The organism is uncultured Roseovarius sp. (genome assembly GCF_913057115.1).
GTDB lineage: Bacteria > Pseudomonadota > Alphaproteobacteria > Rhodobacterales > Rhodobacteraceae > Roseovarius.
Genome location: NZ_CAJXNN010000049.1, coordinates 1 through 20,089, shown reverse-complemented (window position 1 = coordinate 20,089; position 20,089 = coordinate 1). Strand labels below are relative to the sequence as shown.

The following is a 20,089-nucleotide window of genomic DNA, read 5'->3' as shown; positions in this document are numbered from 1 at the left end:
GATCTGGAAACCGCCGCCTTGCGAGTCTTTTCGAATGCCGAAGGGGCCTATGGGTCGAACGTCAATCAACTGGTCGACAGTTCGGCCTTTGGTGACGAGGACGAATTGGCTGATGCCTACGAGGCACGCAAAAGCTTTGCCTATGGTGTCAACGGTAAGCCGACACAGCATACCGCCCTCCTGCAAGAGGCCCTGCGTGATGTCGATATCGCCTACCAAAACCTTGAATCGGTCGAATTGGGGGTCACCACGGTGGACCACTATTTCGATACACTAGGCGGGATTTCCCGGGCGGTGAAACGCGCCCGCGACGGGCAAGAGGCGGCTGTCTATATATCGGACACAACGCGCGGCGCGGGCAAGATGCGCACGCTTGCCGATCAGGTCGCGCTTGAGACACGAGCCCGCTCACTCAACCCGAAATTCCACGAAGCCTTACTAAAGCACGGGGCCGAGGGCGTGCGACAGATCGAAAGTCATCTGACCAATACGCTGGGCTGGTCGGCGACGACCGGCCAGGTTGACCCTTGGGTTTATCAGCGGCTGTCGGAAACCTTTGTTCTGGACGACACCATGCGCCAGCGGTTGAGCGACCTGAACCCTGTCGCCTCTTCGCGCATGGCCAACCGCCTGCTTGAAGCGCATGACCGCGCCTATTGGTCCCCAGACGACGAGACACTGGCCGCGCTGCGCGATGCCGCGGATGCGCTTGAAGACAGATTGGAAGGGGTGGCTGCGGAATGACCCGGACCAACAAATACGTTCACGCCCGGAGCGGGGGCCAGCCCCCGCACCCCCGGGATATTTTCAGCCAGAAGAAAGCAGGGGCAGATCGCCCCGTTTGGAGGACCATATGAGCCCGCGCGACGACATCCCGAGCCTGAAGGGACAGGACGGCGAAGGATCGGTGCAGGTGCATCAGGATCCGTCGATGAGAATTGAAGGGGCCAAGGTCTTTTCCGTGTATGGCAAAGGGGGGATCGGAAAATCGACCACCTCTTCGAACCTGTCGGCAGCCTTTGCGCAGATGGGCAAGCGGGTGCTGCAGATCGGATGTGATCCGAAGCACGACAGCACCTTCACCCTGACGGGTCAGTTGCAGCCCACCGTGATCGACATCCTCAAGGACGTGGATTTCCATCCCGAGGAATTGCGCCCCGAGGATTTCGTCACCGAAGGCTGGGGCGGCGTGCAATGCGTCGAGGCGGGTGGCCCGCCGGCCGGGACCGGCTGTGGTGGGTACGTCGTGGGCCAGACGGTGAAGCTGCTCAAGCAGCATCACATGTTGGAAGACACCGATGTGGTGATCTTTGACGTACTTGGCGACGTGGTTTGCGGCGGGTTTGCCGCACCACTGCAACATGCCGACCGCGCGCTGATCGTCACCGCCAATGATTTCGACAGCATCTATGCGATGAACCGGATCATTGCCGCCGTGCAGGCCAAATCGAACAACTACAAGGTCCGGCTGGCCGGTTGCGTCGCCAACCGTTCACGCGAGACCGACGAGGTGGACCGGTATTGCGCCAAGGTGGGGTTCAATCGCATAGCGCATATGCCCGATTTCGACGCGATCCGCCGGTCGCGCCTGAAGAAGAAGACCCTTTTCGAGATGCCCGATGAAGAGGACATCGTCATGGCGCGCAAGGAATATGTGCGCATGGCCGAAACCCTTTGGAACGGGACTGAACCTTTGGCGCCCGCGCCGATGGAAGACCGCGATATCTTTGAACTTCTGGGGTTTGATTGATGCCTTACGGACGGCCCACCGATATGCCTGTCCCGGGCCGGCTCCGGGACCTCGCCACCCCCGCCGAAGGTGTCTGTGGCTGGTCGCGGACACGCGACCGGGTGGAGACCTATTTCGACAAGACCGCCACCCGCACTTGGGAGCGCTTGACCAGCGACGCGCCGGTCTCGCGTATTCGCGAAACGGTGCGTCGCGGCCGCGATGAGATGCGCGCGCAGATGCTATCGCGCCTGCCCGACGATCTGCGCGGAGCGCGGATTTTGGATGCAGGCTGCGGCGCGGGGCAAATGAGTGCCGAATTGGCCGCTCGTGGTGCCGATGTGGTGGCGGTGGATATCTCACCGTCGTTGGTTGAGATCGCAGCCGCGCGCTTGCCTCAAGGGCTTTCGGGTCAGGTGCAATTCCTTTCGGGTGATATGCTGTCGCATGATCTGGGCCGGTTCGATCACGTCCTCGCCATGGACAGCCTGATTTACTATGACCGGCACGATATCGCCCGCGCGCTGGACACTTTGGCCCGTCGAACGCAGGGCAATATCGTCTTTACCGTTGCCCCTCGGACCCCGCTTTTGATGACGATGTGGCGCGCGGGGCAATTGTTTCCCCGCGCTGATCGGTCGCCCACGATGATCCCGCACGCGCCCGCCGCCTTGCAAAAAGCCTTGCAGCGGGTCGAGGCCCCCGGCCGCCTGAACCCGCTTAACCGCGTGACATCGGGCTTTTACATTTCACAGGCGATGGAGCTTTCGATATGAGCCGCCGCCATTCCCCCCTTATGGCCCTGACCACCCGGCTTTTGCCCTTTGCCGATGCCGCAAGCGAGGGCCTGCCGATGTCGCAGCTTTTGCGGCTATCGTTGTTCCAAGTGTCGGTGGGGATGGCGACAGTGATGCTTTTGGGTACGCTGAACCGGGTGATGATTGTGGAGCTTTCGGTGCCTGCGGTGATCGTCGCGGTGATGATCGCCTTGCCGGTTCTGATCGCGCCGTTCCGCGCGCTTTTGGGCTTTCGGTCAGATACACACCGTAGTGCCATCGGTTGGAAACGTATCCCGTACCTTTGGTTCGGCTCGCTTTGGCAGATGGGCGGGCTGGCGGTGATGCCCTTTGCCCTTCTGGTTCTGTCGGGTCAACAACAGGTTGGCCCCACTTGGGCCGGTGAGGTGCTGGCTGCACTCGCCTTCCTGATAACGGGCCTTGGCCTGCATATGACTCAGACCGCCGGTCTGGCGCTGGCCACCGACCGGGCGGACGATGAAACGCGCCCGCGCGTTGTGGCGCTACTTTACGTGATGTTCCTGTTGGGGATGGGAATCTCGGCGCTGGTCATTGGTTGGCTCTTGCGTGATTTTGCCCCCTTCACCTTGGTGCGCGTGGTTCAAGGGGCCGCCGTTGTCGGCATCGTTTTGAACCTGATCGCCCTGTGGAAGCAGGAAAAGGTCACACCCATGAGCCGTGAGGAACGCGCCGCACCGCGCCCGCGGTTCAAAGACGCGTGGGCCGACCTGATCGCAGGCGGCCAAGCGGGCCGCCTTCTGGCGGTGGTCTTATTCGGCACCATGGCGTTCAACATGCAAGACGTGTTGCTTGAACCTTACGGCGGCGAAATCCTTGGCTTGTCGGTTTCGGCGACAACGGTTTTGACGGCGGTCTGGGCGGTTGGCGCGCTGATTGGCTTTGCACTGGCCGGTCGGATGCTGTCGCAGGGGCGCTGCCCTTATCGCATCGCCGCGCTTGGATTGCTGGCTGGTGTGGTGGCGTTCTGCACGGTGATCTTCGCCGCGCCTATGGGCTCAAGCGTGATGTTCTTTACCGGAGCGGGCCTGATTGGCTTTGGCGGGGGGCTTTTTGCTGTCTCCACCCTAACCGCCGCAATGACCATGCCCGCCACGGGGGCCGCCGGTCATGGCCTTGCGCTTGGCGCATGGGGCGCGGCGCAAGCCACGGCTGCGGGCCTTTCGATCGCCTTGGGCGGTGGCCTGCGCGACTGGATCGGCGGGCTGGCCACATCGGGGCAGTTGGGCGAGGCGCTCAACACCCCCGCCACCGGATATTCTTTCGTTTATCACATCGAGATCGGGCTTTTGTTCGTCACCCTCGCCGCCCTCGGGCCGCTGGTGCGCTACGCCCCTTCTCGCCCCCGCAACACCGAGGGATCGGCCCGCGTCGGGCTGGCCGACTTCCCAACGTAAGACCCGCCTTTGAAAGGATACGGAGATGACAGAAACATTTTTTGGACAAGTCGACCTCGCAAGCGTCGCGCTGTGGCTCTTCTGGGGCTTCTTTGCACTGCTGATTTTCTACATTCAGCGTGAAAACATGCGCGAAGGCTATCCGCTTGAAGATGACGACGGCAACCCGTCGGCCAACCAAGGGCCCTTCCCAGTGCCCAGCGACAAGACCTTCAAGCTACCGCATGGCCGGGGCGAATTGACAGTCCCATCAGGGCAGAACCCCGACCGCAAAGATCTGGCTTTGGAAAAAACCGCCGCGGGTAATGGCTTCCCCTTCATCCCGACGGGCGATCCGATGGTGGATGGCGTCGGCCCGGCCTCTTGGGCGCCGCGCCGCGATGTGCCGGAGCTGGATGGCCACGGGCACCCTAAGATCGTGCCGATGGGGGCAACAGATCAATTTCACGTGGCCGCGGGACGCGATCCGCGTGGCCTGCCGGTCATGGCGGGCGATGGCGAGATCGTGGGCATGATCACCGACATGTGGATTGATGAGCCCGAACAACTTGTCCGCTACATCGAGGCGGAACTTGACGCGGATCACGGCGGCGGCAAGCGCCTGATCCCACTGACCATGGCGCGGATCAAATCGAACCACGTCAAGGTCCGGTCGATCTTCGGAAAGCATTTTGCCGCCGTGCCGCAAATCGCATCGCCCAACCAAGTCACCATGCTCGAGGAAGAAAAGATCTGCGGCTATTACGCCGGCGGAACGCTTTACGCCTCGAAAGAGCGGCTTGAGCCGCAACTGGGCTAACCCGGAGAAGGAGGCCACCATGAGCATCGACCACGACGATTTCGCCGTTGAACCCGTCAAAGGATTGCCCGAAACCCCGCCCGAGGGGGAGCACATCCTGTGGCAGGGCCAACCCAACTGGTGGGCTCTGACGCGCGCGTCCCTCAACCTGCTGTGGGTGGCGGGATATTTCGTGCTCCTTGCTGTGTGGCGCTTCGTGACATTGATCGATCAGGTCAGCCTGTCGTCGGCCTTCGCGGCCTCCTTTCCCTTCATCATCCTTGGCGGGATCGTCTGTGCGCTGCTGCTGGTGATTGGCATCGTGCAGGCGCGCAGCACCGTCTACACGATCACCAATCGCCGGGTGGCCATGCGCATCGGCGCGGCCCTGACCGTGACGCTGAACCTGCCGTTTTCGCAAATCGCCCGCGCCGACCTAAACACCCGCCGCGATGGCACCGGGACCATCACGCTGGACCTGCTGGGCGATACGCGCCTGAGCTATCTTGTGTGCTGGCCGCATGTCCGCCCTTGGCACATCCGCCGCACGCAACCGGCCCTGCGCTGCATTCCGCAGGCCCAAGAGATTGCCCAACTTCTGGCCGAAGCCGCCGAGGCGCATGTCAGCACCCCGCAAGTGGCCCCGACACCGCCGCAGGCGCAGGCGCAGGCCCCCGTCGCCGCCGAATGAAAGCAAGACCATGACCCAGACCGACACACAGCCCCCCGTACGCACCCCGCAGGACAAAGAGCTGATCCCGCGCATCATGGCGCGCGCGATGCTGGGGCTGGTGCTGGCGGTGCTGGCCTTGGTCACCTACGCGCGGCTGACCGACCGGCCGCTGATCTCTACCCCGCCCGAAGGCGCTGTCGTCCTTGAGCGCAGCCTGATGTTGGCCGGGGATATGTCAGGGGCCGTCACCGTGACCGCCCCGGATGGCACGCTGATTGCCGATCTTGGCCCCGAACAGGGGGGCTTCATCTCTGGCGTCTGGCGGGTCATCGAACGCGAACGCACCAAACACCGGGCCGCCATGGACGGTCCCGTCACAATCATGCGGCACGACACGGGCCGCATCTCGATCCATGACCCGACAACGGGCTGGAGCGCCGATTTAATGGGATTCGGCGCAGATAACGCCAAGGCCTTCGCGCGGCTGTTGGCACAATAGGGAAAGGAGGCCAAGAATGGGATGGCTTACCAAAGAAATCGAACACGCGCCCTGCACGGTGGAAATCAGTCACAAGTTTGAATCGCTGCACGCGCATGTGCGCTTCAACAATGGCGCCACCGTTTATCCGGGCGATGAGGTCAAGGTCCACGGACCCGAGATTATGGCGCCCTTCGGCGAAATCGTCAGCGAAGACCGCGACGCAACCATCGTCCGCGCCAGCGGGCTGGAACGGCTTTGGACGCGCTTGACCGGCGATTTCGAGGTGATGGAGCTTTGCGAGTTTTCATTCTCGGAAGAGGTGACGCTATGAACATGCAAGCTAAACACACCGCCGATGCCACCACCGCCGAGGAAAGCCTTGCCATCCAAGCGGAACAAGCAAAGTTTGACAGCAAGGCCGCAACCGATGTGGCCATGCAGAACACCCTGCTGACCCCGCGGTTCTATACCACCGATTTTGATGAACTTGACGCCATCGACGTCAGCCCGGTGCGCGAGGATTGGGACAAGCTGATTGCACAGATGGTCAGCGACCCGAACAAGGGCCATTTCAAAAAGAACGAAGCTTGGGGCCATGTCGATTGGGAGGGGATGGACCCCGCCCTCAAGAAAGAATTCATCGACTTTCTGATTTCGTCCTGCACCGCCGAGTTCTCGGGCTGTGTGCTTTATAAGGAAATGAAGCGGCGCGGCTCGAACGCGGATATCACGCAGCTTTTCCAACTCATGGCGCGCGATGAAGCGCGGCATGCGGGCTTTATCAACGATGCCCTGCGCGAGGCGGGCGTGGCCGTGAACCTTGGGTTCCTGACGCAGAAGAAGAAATACACCTATTTCCGCCCCAAGTTCATCTATTACGCCACCTACCTGTCGGAAAAGATCGGCTATGCCCGGTACATCACCATTTTCCGGCACCTTGAGGCCAACCCCGAGCATCGCTTTCACCCGATCTTCAAGTGGTTCGAAGAATGGTGCAACGATGAGTTCAGCCATGGTGAGGCCTTCGCCCTTCTGATGAAGACCGACCACAAACTGACATCGGGCCGCAACGTGCTGTGGATCAAGTTCTTCCTCACGGCCGTCTATGCCACGATGTACGTGCGCGATCATCAGCGCCCGGCCTTCCACAAGGCCCTTGGCGTCGATCCGGATTGGTACGCGCATGAGGTCTTTACCAAGACCTCGAAGCTGTCTGAGCAGATATTCCCGATCACACTGGATATCGAGCATCCCAAGTGGCAGCCAACGCTTGAAAAGCTACAGCGCGCCAATGTCGATCTGGATGCTGCGCGCAAACAGGGCGGCTTTATGGGTTTCGTCAAGAAACTGGGCGCTCAGGCGCGGGCCGCCTCGGCCTTTGCCACGCTCTACTTCATCCCGGCGCAGAAGCATCAAGTGCCGGAAAGCACCCGGCTGGAACCGGCGTACTGATGCCTGTGGCGCGCGCATATGGCCCGAGGGGGCCATCGGGGGGCCAGCCCCCCAGGTTGAAATTACAGACAATTTCAACCTCCCCCCCGGGATATTTGCAGCCAGAAGAAACTCAGGGGGGCTAGGATGGGCAACCCTTGGATCGCCGCGCTGTTCGCGCTTTTCGTCTGGTGGTTTTCCACCGGGGCGATCCTGATCGTGGTGCGCCGGGCCGAGCGTGCGGGCCACATGGCGCGCCGTTTGGCCACATGGGCGGCCTTGCCTGTTTTGGCCTTGGGTGTCTGGGTCTTCTGGACCACGCTGAACAGCGACAGCCTGCGCGCGGCTTATAGCGCGTTCTTGGCGGCACTTGCCATTTGGGGGTGGATCGAACTGGCCTTCCTGACCGGCACGATCACCGGCCCCAACCTGCGCCCCTGCCCCGATGATTTACCAGAATGGGAGCGGTTCTTGCGCGCATGGGGCACCCTTGCTTATCACGAAATGCTTTTGACCGGCGCGCTTGTGGCGCTTTGGGTGGCGGGCCACGGGGCCGAGAACACCTTTGGCCTTTGGACCTTCACAACGCTTTATTTCGCGCGCATCTCGGCCAAGCTGAACCTCTATTTTGGGGTGCCGAAGATCAACACCGAGTTCATCCCAGAGGCGCTGGCGCATCTGACCAGCCACTTCCGGATTTCGCGGTTGAATTGGGTGTTCCCAGTCTCGGTGACCGCCCTGACCCTTGCCATCGCCTGCTGGTTGGAACGGCTTTATGCCGCCACCACCCCGGGCGACACCGCAGGCTTTGCCCTGCTCACCGCCATCACCGCATTGGCCGCGCTTGAGCATTGGCTCATGGTTCTGCCCCTGCCGGATGCGAAACTCTGGCGCTGGATGCTTCCCGCGCCCAAACAAGAACCCAAAAAGATACGACCGGAGGGACCTCATGGATTTTGATGCAATGTTCTCGGCGCAACTGGATGCGCTGAAGGAAGAAGGCAACTACCGCATCTTTGCCGAACTGGAACGCAAATGCGGGGCCTTTCCCCGGGCCAAAAGCCATGATGACGACGCCCCCGACGAGGTGACGGTCTGGTGTTCAAACGATTATCTGGGCATGGGGCAGCACCCGGTGGTGCGTCAGGCCATGAAGGATGCGATTGATAGCTGCGGCACCGGCGCAGGCGGGACGCGCAATATCTCGGGCACCGCGCGCCATCACGTGGCTCTGGAAAAAGAGCTGGCCGATTTGCACCGCAAGGAAGACGCGCTTTTGTTCACCTCGGGTTATGTTTCGAACTGGGCCGCGCTGTCGACCCTTGGCAGCCGCCTGCCCGATGCGGTGATCCTGAGTGATGAGCTCAACCACGCCTCGATGATCGAGGGCATCCGCCATTCCCGAGCAAAAAAGGTGATCTGGCGGCATAATGACCCTGAAGACCTGGATCGCAAACTGGCGGCGCTGCCGGCCAATTCCCCCAAGATCGTGGCCTTTGAATCAGTCTATTCCATGGACGGCGACATCTGCCCGATGCAAGAGATTGTCGAGGTAGCGGAAAAGCACGGCGCAATGACCTACCTTGATGAGGTCCATGCCGTCGGCCTTTATGGTCCGCGCGGCGGCGGTGTCTCCGAGGAACTGGGCCTTGCCCACCGTATCACCCTGATCGAAGGCACGCTTGGCAAGGCCTATGGCTGCATGGGCGGCTATGTGACCGGCTCGGCGGCCCTGTGCGATTTTATCCGCTCTTTCGCCAGCGGTTTCATCTTCACCACAGCCCTGCCGCCCGCCGTGGCCGCCGCCGCGCAAGCCTCGATCTCACACCTCAAAACCTCGCAGGCCGAGCGCGAGCTGCAACGCGACCGCGTTGCGCGCCTGCGGGCCAAGCTGGATGCCCAGGGTATCCCGCATCTGCAAAATCCCAGTCATATCATCCCGGTGATGATCAAGGATCCGGTGAAATGCCGGATGCTCGCCGATATCCTGATGCGGGATTGGGGGATCTATGTGCAACCGATCAACTACCCCACCGTACCTAAAGGCACCGAGAGGCTGCGCTTCACGCCCGGACCGCTGCATTCCGAGGCCGACATCGACCATCTAGTCGAGGCGCTGACCGTTTTGTGGAAGCAATGCGCCATCGCCCATGCCGTGGCGTGACCACTGGCATTGACTTCAATCCTGTCGTGCTAGGTTTTGCTAGGTTTACCAAACCGGGAGGTTCCAATGAAATTCAAGTTTTTGACAATTCTCGCCGCAGCGACCGTAGCGACACCAGTGCTGGCAGACGATCATGCGTCGGGTGATCCCGAGGCCGGAGAAAAAGCATTTCGCCAGTGCAAGGCCTGCCACATGATCGTGGATGACGAGGGCAACAATATCGTCCGCGGCGGACGTGTCGGCCCCAACCTTTACGGAATTGTCGGCCGCACCGCCGGGTCGGTCGAGGATTTCCGCTACTCCGACCTCATGGCCGCCGCAGGTGAGCAAGAGCTTGCTTGGGACGAAGAAAGCTTTGTCGGCTACGTCCAAGACCCCACGGGTTGGTTGAAAGAATACACCGGCGAAGACGGGCGCGGGAAGATGTCCTATCAGGTCCGCAAAGAGGAAGACGCCGTGAACGTCTGGGCCTACCTGGCATCGGTCGGACCGGATGAGTCGATGTAAACCCGACCACGTCTAGACACAGCAAAGGCCGCGCAGTCGCTCTGCGCGGCCTTTGCCATTTTCGGCTGACTTTATTTGGCCAACGACAGCGGCACCACTTTGCCCAAACCCGACAACGCGCCGCGCGCGGTGGCCGCGATGTCCATGGCGGTCATGCCCGCGTCTTCGTACATCTCGGCCGGATTGGCCTGTTCGATAAACCGATCCGGCAAGGTAACATTGCGGATCGCCAACCCACGGTCAAAAGCCCCACGTCGCGCCAGTTCATGCATCACGACCGAGCCAAAGCCACCCTCGGCACCTTGTTCAACCGTCACAAGCACGCGGTGATTTCGGGCCAAACTCTCCACCAGATCACCGTCCAAAGGCTTGGCGAAGCGCGCGTCGGCCACGCTGACGCGGATCCCTTCGGTCTCCAATGCCTCGGCGGCGGCCATGCATTCGGGCAAATGCGCCCCAAAGGACAAGATCGCCACATCCTCCCCCTCGCGCAGCATCCGGCCCTTGCCGATTGGCAAAACCTCGCCCCGCTCTGGCAATTCCACACCGGTGCCCGCCCCGCGCGGATAGCGCACAGCAATCGGCCCGGTGTCATGCGCGGCGGCGGTGGCGACCATATGCACAAGCTCCGCCTCATCGGCGGCGGCCATCACGGTAAAGCCCGGCAGACTGGTCAGATAGCCGATGTCAAAGGCGCCGGCATGCGTGGCCCCATCGGCCCCAACAAGCCCCGCGCGATCAATCGCAAAACGCACAGGCAAGCCTTGAAGCGCCACATCATGCACCACTTGATCATAGCCACGTTGCAGGAAAGTGGAATAAATCGCGCAGAAAGGCTTGAGCCCGCTGGCCGCCATCCCGGCGGCGAAGGTTACGCCGTGCTGTTCGGCGATCCCTACATCGAACACGCGCGAGGGGAATCGCTCGGCCATCTTAGAGACCCCCGTGCCGTCCGGCATCGCGGCGGTCACAGCCACGATATCAGGATCACGCGCCGCCACATCGGTCAGGGCGCTGCCGAAAACGCTGGTGAAGCTGGGCGCGCCGCCTTTCGATTTGGCCTGTGTTCCTGTGTCCACGTCGAATTTGGACACGCCGTGATACTTATCGGCACTGCTTTCGGCGGGCCGGTATCCTTTGCCCTTCACGGTACAGCAATGGATCAGCACCGGCCCCGTGGCCCGCGCCCTCGCCGCCCGCAGCACCGGCAAAAGCTGATCCATGTCGTGGCCGTCGATGGGGCCGACATATTCAAATCCAAGTTCTTCAAAGATGGTGCCGCTGCCGGTGATCCCGGTCACCAATTGGCGCGCGCGTTTGGCACCTTCGCGCATCGGCGCAGGCATGGCCGCCTCAAACCCTTCGGCCATCGACCGCATCTTGGCCAGCGGCTCATTGGCGTACATCCGGCTGAGATAGGACGACATCGCACCCACCGGCGGGGCAATGCTCATTTCATTGTCATTCAGGATCACGAACAACCGCCGCCCTTCGTGGCCTGCATTGTTCAGCGCCTCATAGGCCATGCCCGCGCTGATTGCGCCATCGCCGATGACGGCGATTGCATCGCCGGTGGCTTGGCCCATATCGCGGCCCACCGCAAAGCCCAGTGCGGCACTGATCGAGGTCGAAGAATGCGCCGCCCCGAAGGGGTCATGCGCCGACTCCACCCGCCTGGTGAAGCCAGACAGGCCATCCTTCTGACGCAGGGTGCGAATACGGTCGCGCCGTCCGGTCAAAATCTTATGCGGATAACATTGATGCCCAACGTCCCAGATCAGCTTGTCCATCGGCGTGTTGAAGACCGCGTGGATCGCCACGCTGAGTTCCACCACCCCAAGGCTCGATCCCAGATGACCACCGGTTTCCGACACCGCCGAAATGACCTCGGCGCGCAACTCATCGGCAAGGCTGGCCAAGTCGCTGTCGGGCATCTGGCGCAGGTCCGACGGGCCGGCCACCCGATCAAGCAGTGGTGTTTTTGGTAGATCCTTGGTCATCGCTCCCCCCTTTACGGTGGCTCTGGCACCGCCCGGCAACGGGCGTGATGCAGACGGCGCGATGTAAAGCGGGGCGGCACGCCGTGGCGCCGCCCCGTGTTGTCTTAGTCGCCGTACTCCGGCGCACCTGTGGTGGCCAGTTCCGGCCAGTCCTTGATCACGTTGGTGCCCTGAAGCGGCTGTTGATAGCCCTTGTGACAGGTCTTGCAGGCGGCCTTGGGCGCGTCCTGATGGACCGGTCCCAACCGTTCGGGCGGGTATTCATCCTTGAGCGGCACAAGATAGTCGTTGTTCAGCTCAAGCACCATTTGGATACCAAGGCTTTCGGTGGCCCATTGCGGCGTCACTTGCGACCCGTCGTAAAACGCCCGGCTATTGTGACAGAACAGGCAGTTCACACCCAAAGAGTTGCTGACATAGTTCATCAGCGAATAGGTCCGCTCGGCCTGCTGAATACCGGGATAGCCATTTTCACCGGGCACACCGGCCACACGGCTTTCCAGATCGTGCACGCCGATAATCTCCCCATCCAGAAGGTATTTCTCCAAGGCGTCGGACGGAAGCGAGGTGGACTGAGACTGGGATGTGGCCCGGTTCTGGTTCGCCGACCAGCCGGACATCGCCTCATTCACATTGCCCATCTTGAACCAGATATCGCTTGGCACGTTTTGGCCGCGGTGGCAGGTCATGCAGGTCACGCCAACCTGTTTGTTGGCGTTGACATGGGCATCCCAGTTTTCGTTGATGTTCTGGGTCATCTGGATCATCCGGCGCGCGACGACCTTGGTATAAAGGTTGTCCTCGCCATAGGTCTCCAACCCACCATCGCCATGGCAATAGGCACATCCCTCATCGGGCGCGACCCAGCGGGTCATCGCCGCCATCAAGCGGTTGAAATTGCCATCGGTCAGATCGCCCAGCACCTGAACATTCTCATAGATATCCCCGGCCAGCTCCTCTCCCGGTTCGGGCGGGAATGGCGGATCCTCTAGAAGAAGCTCAATTGCGGGGTCCGGCGTGGCCAGATCGGCCTTGAACTCGGGCACTGACATGCCGGTGCCGCGCGGCCCCGTTTGCATGCTGTTGGTGGCGAAGGGTTGACCCCAAGCAACCAGCATGGTGGCCGTAAAGACCGCCGCGCCGATCACCCCGATAATGACCGCAGGGCCATATATGTTGGTGGGGTTCTCCCGGTTCCATTTGTCAAACCATTTAGGAAACATGGATCAATCCTCCTGCCCGATGAAGGCTTCGTAAGAGCCGTAAGCCTCATAGCCGTAAGAGCCGTCGTACATCGGTGCAAAGTTGTGCTCCTGCGCCCAGATGAACCAGTTGTCCACAACCGTTCCGGTCAGCAGGATACCAATCCCGCCGGTGATCGGCGTCAGCACGGCAAACCACCAGGCCCAGCGGTGAATCCCCTCCATCGTGGCGTTGAACCCCATGGTCCAGCGCCAGAACAAGGCGGCACGCTCGCTGGCCGTGCCCCGGTCAACGATCTGCTCCAACTCCCGGTCGCCGCCAAAGCGGGTCACCGCAAGGATCGTCGCCCCATGCATGGCAAACAGCAGAACCGAGCCATAAAGGAAGACAATCGAAAGGCAGTGGAACGGGTTATAGTACAGATTGCCATAGCGGATGCTAAAGGCCGTCGTCCAATCAAGGTGCGGGAAGATGCCGTAAGGCACGGCCTCGCTCCACGATCCCATCAGGACCGGGCGAAACAGCCCAAGCACCAAAAACAGCCAGATCGCCGAACCAAAGGCCCAAAAGACGTGCTTGCCCATCTTGTGGCTCGCCGCCAGTTGATAGCTGCGCGCCCACCACGCCATGACCGCCACCAGAAGGAAGAAGGACGAGATGATATACCAACCCCCTTCGTCGAGCGGCGGGATCGACAACCCATGCTCCGGGCCCGGCGGCTCAAGCGCCAGCCAAAACCCCTGCCGCAAAAACTCGGGGATAGACCATCCCACCTGCGCCAGCATGTTGATCCCAACGATGAAGAACCACAAGAACCCGCTCAGAAGGCTAACAACCCCTAACATTCCAAGGTTGACCGGGCCGATCTGGGCATTGCCCAGCCACCCGACCAGCGTTGAGAAAAACGGCTTGCCCGCGCGCTCTTCGCTGAGGCGTCCACCGGTGTCGTCCATGCCCCACTCGGGCGTGCCCTGCACCTGAACTTGCGTGAATATGTTTTGATACTCAGCCATGATTACATCCCCACCTGAGAGGGCCAAATCGGCGCTTCAAGCCACCAATTCCACCACTCGGGCCAGCCTTTGGTCCAAACTGGCCCGCTGATGATGATGCAGACCGCCGACCAGAACCCGGCATTAAGCGCCAGCAACAGGCCAACGCGGTGAATCCCCAGCGTGCCCACCGAATACCCGATGAAATCTCGGAAAAAGGTGTCCTCGTGGTCGGGCGTTTTCATCTCTTCGCCCTTCTCGGGATTGGCCGCCGACAAGATCAGGCCGCCATGCAACGCAAGCGCCAGCGTGGTGGTGAAGAAGAAGGTCACCGCCAGCATATGCGCCGGGTTGTAATGGAAATGCAGATAGGCATAGCCGGTGTTACTCACCCAATCGAGGTGGCTGAATATCCCGTAAGGGAAGCCATGCCCCCATGCGCCCATCAAAAGCGGTCGGAAAACAACCAGCGTGGCATAGGCGAAAATCGCAAAGCTGAAGGCAATCGGGACATGAAACCCCATGCCCAGCTTGCGGCAAATCTCCACCTCGCGCAGCGCCCAACTGATGAAAGCGCCCAGCGCACAGATCGTAATGATCTGCCACAAACCGCCTTCCATCAGCGGCGCCAGCCCCAAACCGTATTTCAGGTCAGGCGGCGCAATATTGATAAGCCATGGATTGAAGGTGCCCTGCTGCGAGGCTCCCCAAAAAATCAGGATGGTCCCAAGCAACGCAAAAAAGGCCGTCGTGACCCCAAAGAAGCCAACGTAAAATGGTCCGACCCAGAAGTCGAACAGATCGCCGCCAATCAGCGTCCCTCCGCGGACCCGGTATTTTCGTTCGAAACTGAGCAAGGCCATTTTCGTAGTCTCCGCGTTTTTGGCCTGTCAAAGCGCGCAACGCACCTCGGCGGACCGTTCAAAATTCGTCTTGGTAGCCGCGGGCGAGCGAACCCGCCCGCAGCGATCGGTGGTGCTCAGCTATCAGCGCCCGTACTTCTCGGCCGCGATCTCAAACCAGTTGAAACCGTCGGTGCTCAGAAGCACGAGGTGAATCATTGCTGCGAGCAGGAACAGAAACGCGCCCTGCGCCACGAAAACGCGGCGGGGGTCGAAGATGAGCCAGATCTTGTAAAACTTAGCCATTTTTCAAACCCCTTCCTCAGAACCAAGGGAACCAGATGAAGGTCGCGATATGTGCGACCACCGCGATCAGTGTGAACAGCCAAAGGCCGCTCATATACACCGAATGCAGTTCCTGGGCCTGCTCGTCAGTGAGACCTGTGAAGGACAGGTCGGATTTATCAGCCATGAACTTTCCTCCGGAACGTTATGCTGACGCCGCGAACCCCGCGGCCGGGTGCCTTCGGGGCCTTCACGGTCCCTCAGGTTTCTGTCCGTCCTCGAAAGAACAGGCAGGTCGTGTCTCGGATCACTGCCCCCCGAGGGGGATCAGACCGAGAAAATGAACGGCGTCATCCGGTCCGCTTCCGACCACGCGCGCGCCAAGGGCCCGCGCAGGTTCAGGCTGCGATACTGCGCCACGTCACGTGCCCAGCGCAGAGTTGCGAAAGGCAGCGCCACGAAGAAAATCAACGTGAAATAGACCTGGTACTCGATACTCCGGCGGCGGCCATTGCGGCTGCGCTCGGGCGGGTTCGATGTCATATCGGTCATCGGTTCAGTCCTCCTTTTGAACTGTTGCGCCCGTTTCGGGCGAAAGCGATTGCACGGTTTCCAGCACCACCCGATCCTGCCCTTGACGCAGGGCCGACTCCTCGGCGGCATCGCGCAGGGATTTGGCGGCGGAAATGCGGGTCAAAACGGGATGGCTGGCCACGATCCGGTCCAGCTCGCGGCTGGCGTCTGCATCCCATGGGAAATCGCGGCGCAGGGGGGTCGGCGTCGCCGCGCCGGAATCCATCTCGCTGCCCAGTGGCAGGATGTGAAACAGCGCATCGAAAAGCCCGTTGCACACTTCCTGCAAAAGATAGGTCGCCCCGGCGTACCCCATCATCGGCGTGCCCGTGGCACGGCGGATGGCGGCTCCGGGGAACGAGGCCGGGATAAATGCAGGCTTTGGGCCATGCCCTGCCGCAGTTTCTGCCAGATACATTTTCTCGTTGATCGACCCCATCAGGATCAAGGGACGTTTCTGCGCGATCATGGCGCGCACTTCTTCGTTGTTGGTTTTCGACCCGGCACAGCGCGCCACCGCAAAGGCACAGGGCAGGCCAAGGTCGCCTTCAAGGAAGTGCCGGATCCCGCGGGCATAGGTCTCGCTGGCCACAATCCCGAAGTTCGCGGTGGCAAAGAAATCCTGCGTGACCGAGCGCCACAAGTCCCAAACCGGCTTGAGCGTTGAGTGCTTTTCGCGGGTGATGAATGGTTCCGGATCAAGCCCCAACAATTCACCCAGCTTACGTAGGAACAGGGTGGTCGACTCAACCCCGATGGGCGCTTGCAGATAGGGCTTGTCCAGCACCTCGGCCAAACCCCGGCCAAACTCGCGATACATGCAGATATTGACATCGGCATTCACCAAATCGCGCATCTCAGCCAGATGCGCGCCCATGGGCATCACCATATTGACCTCGGCCCCGATGCATTCGACCAAACGTCGGATTTCGGCCACATCGCTGGGCATATTGAAGGTGCCATACATCGGCCCAAGGATATTGACGCGCGGGACAGCCCCCTCCTCGCGCTTATTTTCCTTGGGCATGCGGCCCTTGGTCATGCCAAATTCGGTAAACAGCCACGTCATCGCGCGGTCGGCGGCCTGCCATTGATCCTCGTCGATGGTGCGCGGCAAGAAGCGTTGCAGGTTTGTGCCCTGCGGCGTGACGCCACCGCCGATCATCTCGGCGATTGAGCCGGTGACCACCACCGCCGGAAGCGCGGGATCCAGTGTGCCCCAGGCGCGCTTCATCGCGCCTTCAGTCCCTTCGCGGCCGAGTTCCTCTTCGCCAAGGCCGGTGACGACGATGGGCAATTCATGCGGCGGCAAGGCATCGGTGTAGTGCAACACGCTGGTCACTGGCAGGTTCTCGCAGCCCACCGGGCCGTCGATCACGACTTGCAAGCCCTTGACGGCACAGAAGGCATAAACAGCCCCCCAATAGCCCCCGGCGCGGTCGTGGTCTTGGATCAACATTGATCACCGCCTTTCGCACCGACGCGATACCGACAGAATACCGACGTTTCACCGACGTGGATTTTTGCCCCTTTCCACGCCATCAGATCATCTCCCGCGCCTTGGCGGCGCGTTGTTGCTTTTCCAGCTTCTTGAGGTTCAGCGCGCGGTAATCCTCACGGATATTAGGCTCCCCTTCCCAGACGCCCGCCGTGTCACCGGCGCCCACACCTTCAAAGAACTCCCGCATGTGATCCATGCGCGCTTTGCCTGCGATGGCGGCGTTGACAACCTCGGCCAAGCTACCGGCACCAGCCGGGCCCATAAGGGGGCGTGCCGAAATCAGGTTGGTGAAGTAAAGCGCTGGAATCGCTTGCTCTTTTGCCTTTTGCACCACGGGCGTCGTACCAATGGCGAGATCGGGCTTCAGGCCCTCCATCGCGGCGCAATCATCTTCCAGCGAGGCGCGGAATTTCACCGTCACCCCCTTGGCGCGCAGCCATTCCGCATCCGCCTCGGACCACTGCGATTTGGCACAGGCCGTGCCGACATAAGGTACATTCGCACCGCTTTCGATCAGCAGACGCGCGACCAAAAGCTCGCTGCCTTCATATCCGCTTAAGGTGATCGTGCCATTGATCGGCGCCGCCTCCAGCGCACCCTTGATCGCCGGCAAAAATGCATTCTGCGCCTCGGCAATCTTATCTTGCGGCAAACCAAAGGCTTGGCCGATGTTGCTCAACCATGCAGCGGTGCCATCATACCCCACGGGCGCACTGCCAACCACGGGACGGCCCGAAGCCTCAAACTCACGTACTGCCGCGGTATAGAAGGGATGGATCGCCGCCACGGCACCGCAATCAAGCGCGGCGTAAAGCTCACGCCACTCGCGGCACGGCACCACCGGCCCGGCGGCAAGGCCCATCGGGGCCAACATCTGACCGATCATCATAGGGTCTGCGGGGAACATCTCGCCCAACAACGTAACTGTGGGCCGATCTGAAACACCGCCCTCCGGCGCGGCCACCGGCCCCGCCTCTACCTCTTGGCGCGCATAGTTCAGCATCGCACCCGCAAGCACATCCTTGGCCTCGGCATGGGTCGGGATACCGAACCCCGGCACATCAATGGCAACAATCCGCACACCGTTGATTTCCTTGGGCAAAAGTCTGAGTGGCACACCGCTGGCCGTGGGCACGCAAAGGTTGGTGACAACCACCGCATCCACGCGGTCGGGGTCCGCCAGTTCATGCACGCTGTCGCGGATATCCTCGAACAGCTTGCCGGTCACCAACGACTCGGAATTGAACGGCACATACCCAACCGAGCGCCGCGCCCCGTAAAAATGGCTGACAAAGCTCAACCCATAAACACAGCAGGCCGAGCCGCTTAGAACCGTGGCCACCCGCTTCATTCGCAGGCCCACGCGCAACGACCCAAAGGCCGGACACATGGATTGCGGCTTGTCGTGTGGCCCTTGCGGATAATCCTTGGCGTATTGATCAAGGATTTCGGATTGCCCAGCCATGCGCGCGGCCTTCTCCATCTCCGCACCCGAATGACACCCCAACCCGGATTCGCCCGCGTCTACAGGCGCGAAATCATCGGCTTTGCCTTTGATCACGTCGGCCTTATGGGCCTCGTCATATGTGATCTCGTCACTCATAGGTCTCCTTTCACGCGTCGTCGTAGATGACTTCGAGCGAGGGTTTCGCGACGGCATTCTTGCCGCGCATGTCTTCGTCAGTGGCGGGTTCCAGCGTCACTCCAGCACCAGTGTCCGAGCCGTCAAACAGGTCCAAAAGGCCGTCCTGATCCAACGGCGCGGGCCGCACCGGTGGTGCCGCCGAGACTTGCTCCGCCAGCCCGGCAAACAGGCTGCCCCACTGGCTGTCGGAGGTTCCGACGATCTGATAATTTGCGGATTTCTTGCGCAGGTCGTCGTCCTGCGGGATGCTGGCCAAGACGGGAATATCCACCGCCTCGGCAAAGGCCTGTGCCTCGCCCGAGTGATCATCCTTGTTCACCACAAGCCCGGCCACACCAACATTGCCGCCCAGTTTGCGGAAATATTCCACCGCCGAACAAACATTGTTGGCCACGTAAAGGGATTGCAGGTCGTTACTGGCAACCAAGATCACCTTTTGCGCCATGTCGCGCGCAATCGGCAGGCCAAAGCCCCCACAGACAACATCGCCCAGAAAATCCAGCAGGACATAGTCAAAGTCCCAATCATGAAAGCCCAGCTTTTCCAAAAGCTCGAACCCGTGAATGATGCCGCGACCACCACAGCCACGGCCCACTTCCGGACCACCCAATTCCATCGCGAACACACCACCCCGCTTGAAGCACACGTCGCCAATCGCAACCTGTTCGCCCGCAAGGCTTTTCTTGGTCGAGGTCTCGATGATCGTGGGACACGCCTTGCCACCGAACAGAAGCGACGTGGTGTCCGATTTCGGATCACAGCCGATCAGCAACACGCGTTTGCCCTGCTCGGCCATCATGTGACTGAGATTGGCCAGCGTGAAACTTTTGCCGATGCCACCCTTGCCGTAGATCGCGATGATCTGGGTTTTCGAGGTTGGTTCTTCCGTGATCAGATCCGCCAGATCCTCTTGCGCCTCGTCCCGCAAGCGTTGGTCGAAATCCTTCAGGTTAGGTACGTCGTCCTTCACGCGGCTTCCTCCCAGTTGAGTATCATTTTCAGGCAAGCGGGGTCCTCAAAGGCCTTGCGATAGGCCTTTGGCGCTTGCTCGGCTTGCGCTTGATGGGTGATCA

At 60.9% G+C, this 20,089-nt stretch carries 22 protein-coding genes and 1 pseudogene; 12 read left to right on the top strand and 11 right to left on the bottom strand.

Annotation, left to right across the window (positions count from 1 at the left end; translation table 11 throughout):
• The 12 genes from QZ498_RS15500 to QZ498_RS15445 form a co-directional block, all read left to right on the top strand.
• A partial coding sequence (locus tag QZ498_RS15500; protein ID WP_294623858.1) for a cobaltochelatase subunit CobN occupies window positions 1–744 on the top strand: 744 nt, incomplete at its 5' end.
• A 109-nt stretch (window positions 745–853) separates the two neighbouring features.
• Window positions 854–1,750: a ferredoxin:protochlorophyllide reductase (ATP-dependent) iron-sulfur ATP-binding protein gene (gene bchL / locus QZ498_RS15495; protein ID WP_294623856.1), complete on the top strand. Its 897-nt coding sequence runs from the start codon at window positions 854–856 to the stop codon at window positions 1,748–1,750.
• Window positions 1,751–1,773: 23 nt separating this feature from the next.
• Window positions 1,774–2,505: a magnesium protoporphyrin IX methyltransferase gene (gene bchM, locus QZ498_RS15490; RefSeq protein WP_294623860.1), complete on the top strand. Its 732-nt coding sequence runs from the start codon at window positions 1,774–1,776 to the stop codon at window positions 2,503–2,505.
• Entirely contained in the window at window positions 2,502–3,941 is a 1,440-nt protein-coding gene (locus tag QZ498_RS15485; protein ID WP_294623854.1) for a PucC family protein, read from the top strand. Before bchM ends, QZ498_RS15485 begins: the two co-directional genes overlap by 4 nt.
• 25 nt (window positions 3,942–3,966) lie before the next feature.
• Complete coding sequence (puhA, locus tag QZ498_RS15480) at window positions 3,967–4,740, top strand: photosynthetic reaction center subunit H (RefSeq protein WP_294623852.1); 774 nt, start codon at window positions 3,967–3,969, stop codon at window positions 4,738–4,740.
• A 19-nt stretch (window positions 4,741–4,759) separates the two neighbouring features.
• The gene (gene puhB / locus QZ498_RS15475; protein ID WP_294623850.1) at window positions 4,760–5,410 is read left to right on the top strand and encodes a photosynthetic complex putative assembly protein PuhB; all 651 of its coding nucleotides are present in this window, start codon (window positions 4,760–4,762) and stop codon (window positions 5,408–5,410) included.
• Between the two features lie 10 nt (window positions 5,411–5,420).
• Window positions 5,421–5,891 carry a photosynthetic complex assembly protein PuhC gene (gene puhC, locus QZ498_RS15470; RefSeq protein ID WP_294623848.1) on the top strand — a complete coding sequence of 157 codons (471 nt, stop codon included), beginning with the start codon at window positions 5,421–5,423 and terminating at the stop codon, window positions 5,889–5,891.
• A gap of 16 nt (window positions 5,892–5,907) precedes the next feature.
• On the top strand, window positions 5,908–6,204 hold the full coding sequence (locus tag QZ498_RS15465) for a hypothetical protein (protein WP_294623846.1): 297 nt from the start codon (window positions 5,908–5,910) through the stop codon (window positions 6,202–6,204).
• On the top strand, window positions 6,201–7,325 hold the full coding sequence (acsF, locus tag QZ498_RS15460; protein WP_294623844.1) for a magnesium-protoporphyrin IX monomethyl ester (oxidative) cyclase: 1,125 nt from the start codon (window positions 6,201–6,203) through the stop codon (window positions 7,323–7,325). Before QZ498_RS15465 ends, acsF begins: the two co-directional genes overlap by 4 nt.
• Window positions 7,326–7,451: 126 nt before the next feature.
• A complete protein-coding gene (gene puhE, locus QZ498_RS15455) occupies window positions 7,452–8,264 on the top strand; it encodes a putative photosynthetic complex assembly protein PuhE (RefSeq protein WP_294623842.1) in 813 nt (270 codons plus the stop codon).
• Entirely contained in the window at window positions 8,254–9,468 is a 1,215-nt protein-coding gene (gene hemA / locus QZ498_RS15450; RefSeq protein ID WP_294623840.1) for a 5-aminolevulinate synthase, read from the top strand. Before puhE ends, hemA begins: the two co-directional genes overlap by 11 nt.
• A 66-nt stretch (window positions 9,469–9,534) precedes the next feature.
• Window positions 9,535–9,975, top strand: a complete 441-nt coding sequence (locus tag QZ498_RS15445; protein WP_294623838.1) for a c-type cytochrome — start codon at window positions 9,535–9,537, stop codon at window positions 9,973–9,975.
• 71 nt (window positions 9,976–10,046) lie between these two features.
• Here the strand turns inward: QZ498_RS15445 and dxs are convergent, their stop codons facing one another.
• From dxs to QZ498_RS15390, 11 genes and pseudogenes are all read right to left on the bottom strand, one after another.
• A complete protein-coding gene (gene dxs / locus QZ498_RS15440) occupies window positions 10,047–11,975 on the bottom strand; it encodes a 1-deoxy-D-xylulose-5-phosphate synthase (protein WP_294623836.1) in 1,929 nt (642 codons plus the stop codon).
• Window positions 11,976–12,079: 104 nt separating this feature from the next.
• Entirely contained in the window at window positions 12,080–13,198 is a 1,119-nt protein-coding gene (gene pufC / locus QZ498_RS15435) for a photosynthetic reaction center cytochrome PufC (RefSeq protein WP_294623834.1), read from the bottom strand.
• A 3-nt stretch (window positions 13,199–13,201) separates the two neighbouring features.
• Complete coding sequence (pufM, locus tag QZ498_RS15430) at window positions 13,202–14,191, bottom strand: photosynthetic reaction center subunit M (protein WP_294623832.1); 990 nt, start codon at window positions 14,189–14,191, stop codon at window positions 13,202–13,204.
• Between the two features lie 2 nt (window positions 14,192–14,193).
• The gene (pufL, locus tag QZ498_RS15425; RefSeq protein WP_294623830.1) at window positions 14,194–15,033 is read right to left on the bottom strand and encodes a photosynthetic reaction center subunit L; all 840 of its coding nucleotides are present in this window, start codon (window positions 15,031–15,033) and stop codon (window positions 14,194–14,196) included.
• Between the two features lie 123 nt (window positions 15,034–15,156).
• A complete protein-coding gene (pufA, locus tag QZ498_RS15420; protein ID WP_167197222.1) occupies window positions 15,157–15,318 on the bottom strand; it encodes a light-harvesting antenna LH1, alpha subunit in 162 nt (53 codons plus the stop codon).
• Window positions 15,319–15,334: 16 nt separating this feature from the next.
• Window positions 15,335–15,484 carry a light-harvesting antenna LH1, beta subunit gene (gene pufB / locus QZ498_RS15415; protein ID WP_294623826.1) on the bottom strand — a complete coding sequence of 50 codons (150 nt, stop codon included), beginning with the start codon at window positions 15,482–15,484 and terminating at the stop codon, window positions 15,335–15,337.
• A gap of 140 nt (window positions 15,485–15,624) precedes the next feature.
• Complete coding sequence (gene pufQ / locus QZ498_RS15410) at window positions 15,625–15,849, bottom strand: cytochrome PufQ (protein WP_294623824.1); 225 nt, start codon at window positions 15,847–15,849, stop codon at window positions 15,625–15,627.
• Window positions 15,850–15,853: 4 nt separating this feature from the next.
• A complete protein-coding gene (gene bchZ / locus QZ498_RS15405) occupies window positions 15,854–17,329 on the bottom strand; it encodes a chlorophyllide a reductase subunit Z (RefSeq protein ID WP_294623822.1) in 1,476 nt (491 codons plus the stop codon).
• Between the two features lie 82 nt (window positions 17,330–17,411).
• Window positions 17,412–18,974 (bottom strand): chlorophyllide a reductase subunit Y, encoded by a 1,563-nt coding sequence (gene bchY / locus QZ498_RS15400; protein ID WP_294623820.1) that lies wholly within the window; start codon window positions 18,972–18,974, stop codon window positions 17,412–17,414.
• A 10-nt stretch (window positions 18,975–18,984) separates the two neighbouring features.
• Window positions 18,985–19,986, bottom strand: a complete 1,002-nt coding sequence (locus QZ498_RS15395) for a chlorophyllide a reductase iron protein subunit X (RefSeq protein ID WP_294623818.1) — start codon at window positions 19,984–19,986, stop codon at window positions 18,985–18,987.
• A pseudogene (locus tag QZ498_RS15390) lies at window positions 19,983–20,089 on the bottom strand (chlorophyll synthesis pathway protein BchC); the annotation flags it as partial. The pseudogene QZ498_RS15390 and the gene QZ498_RS15395, both read right to left, overlap by 4 nt.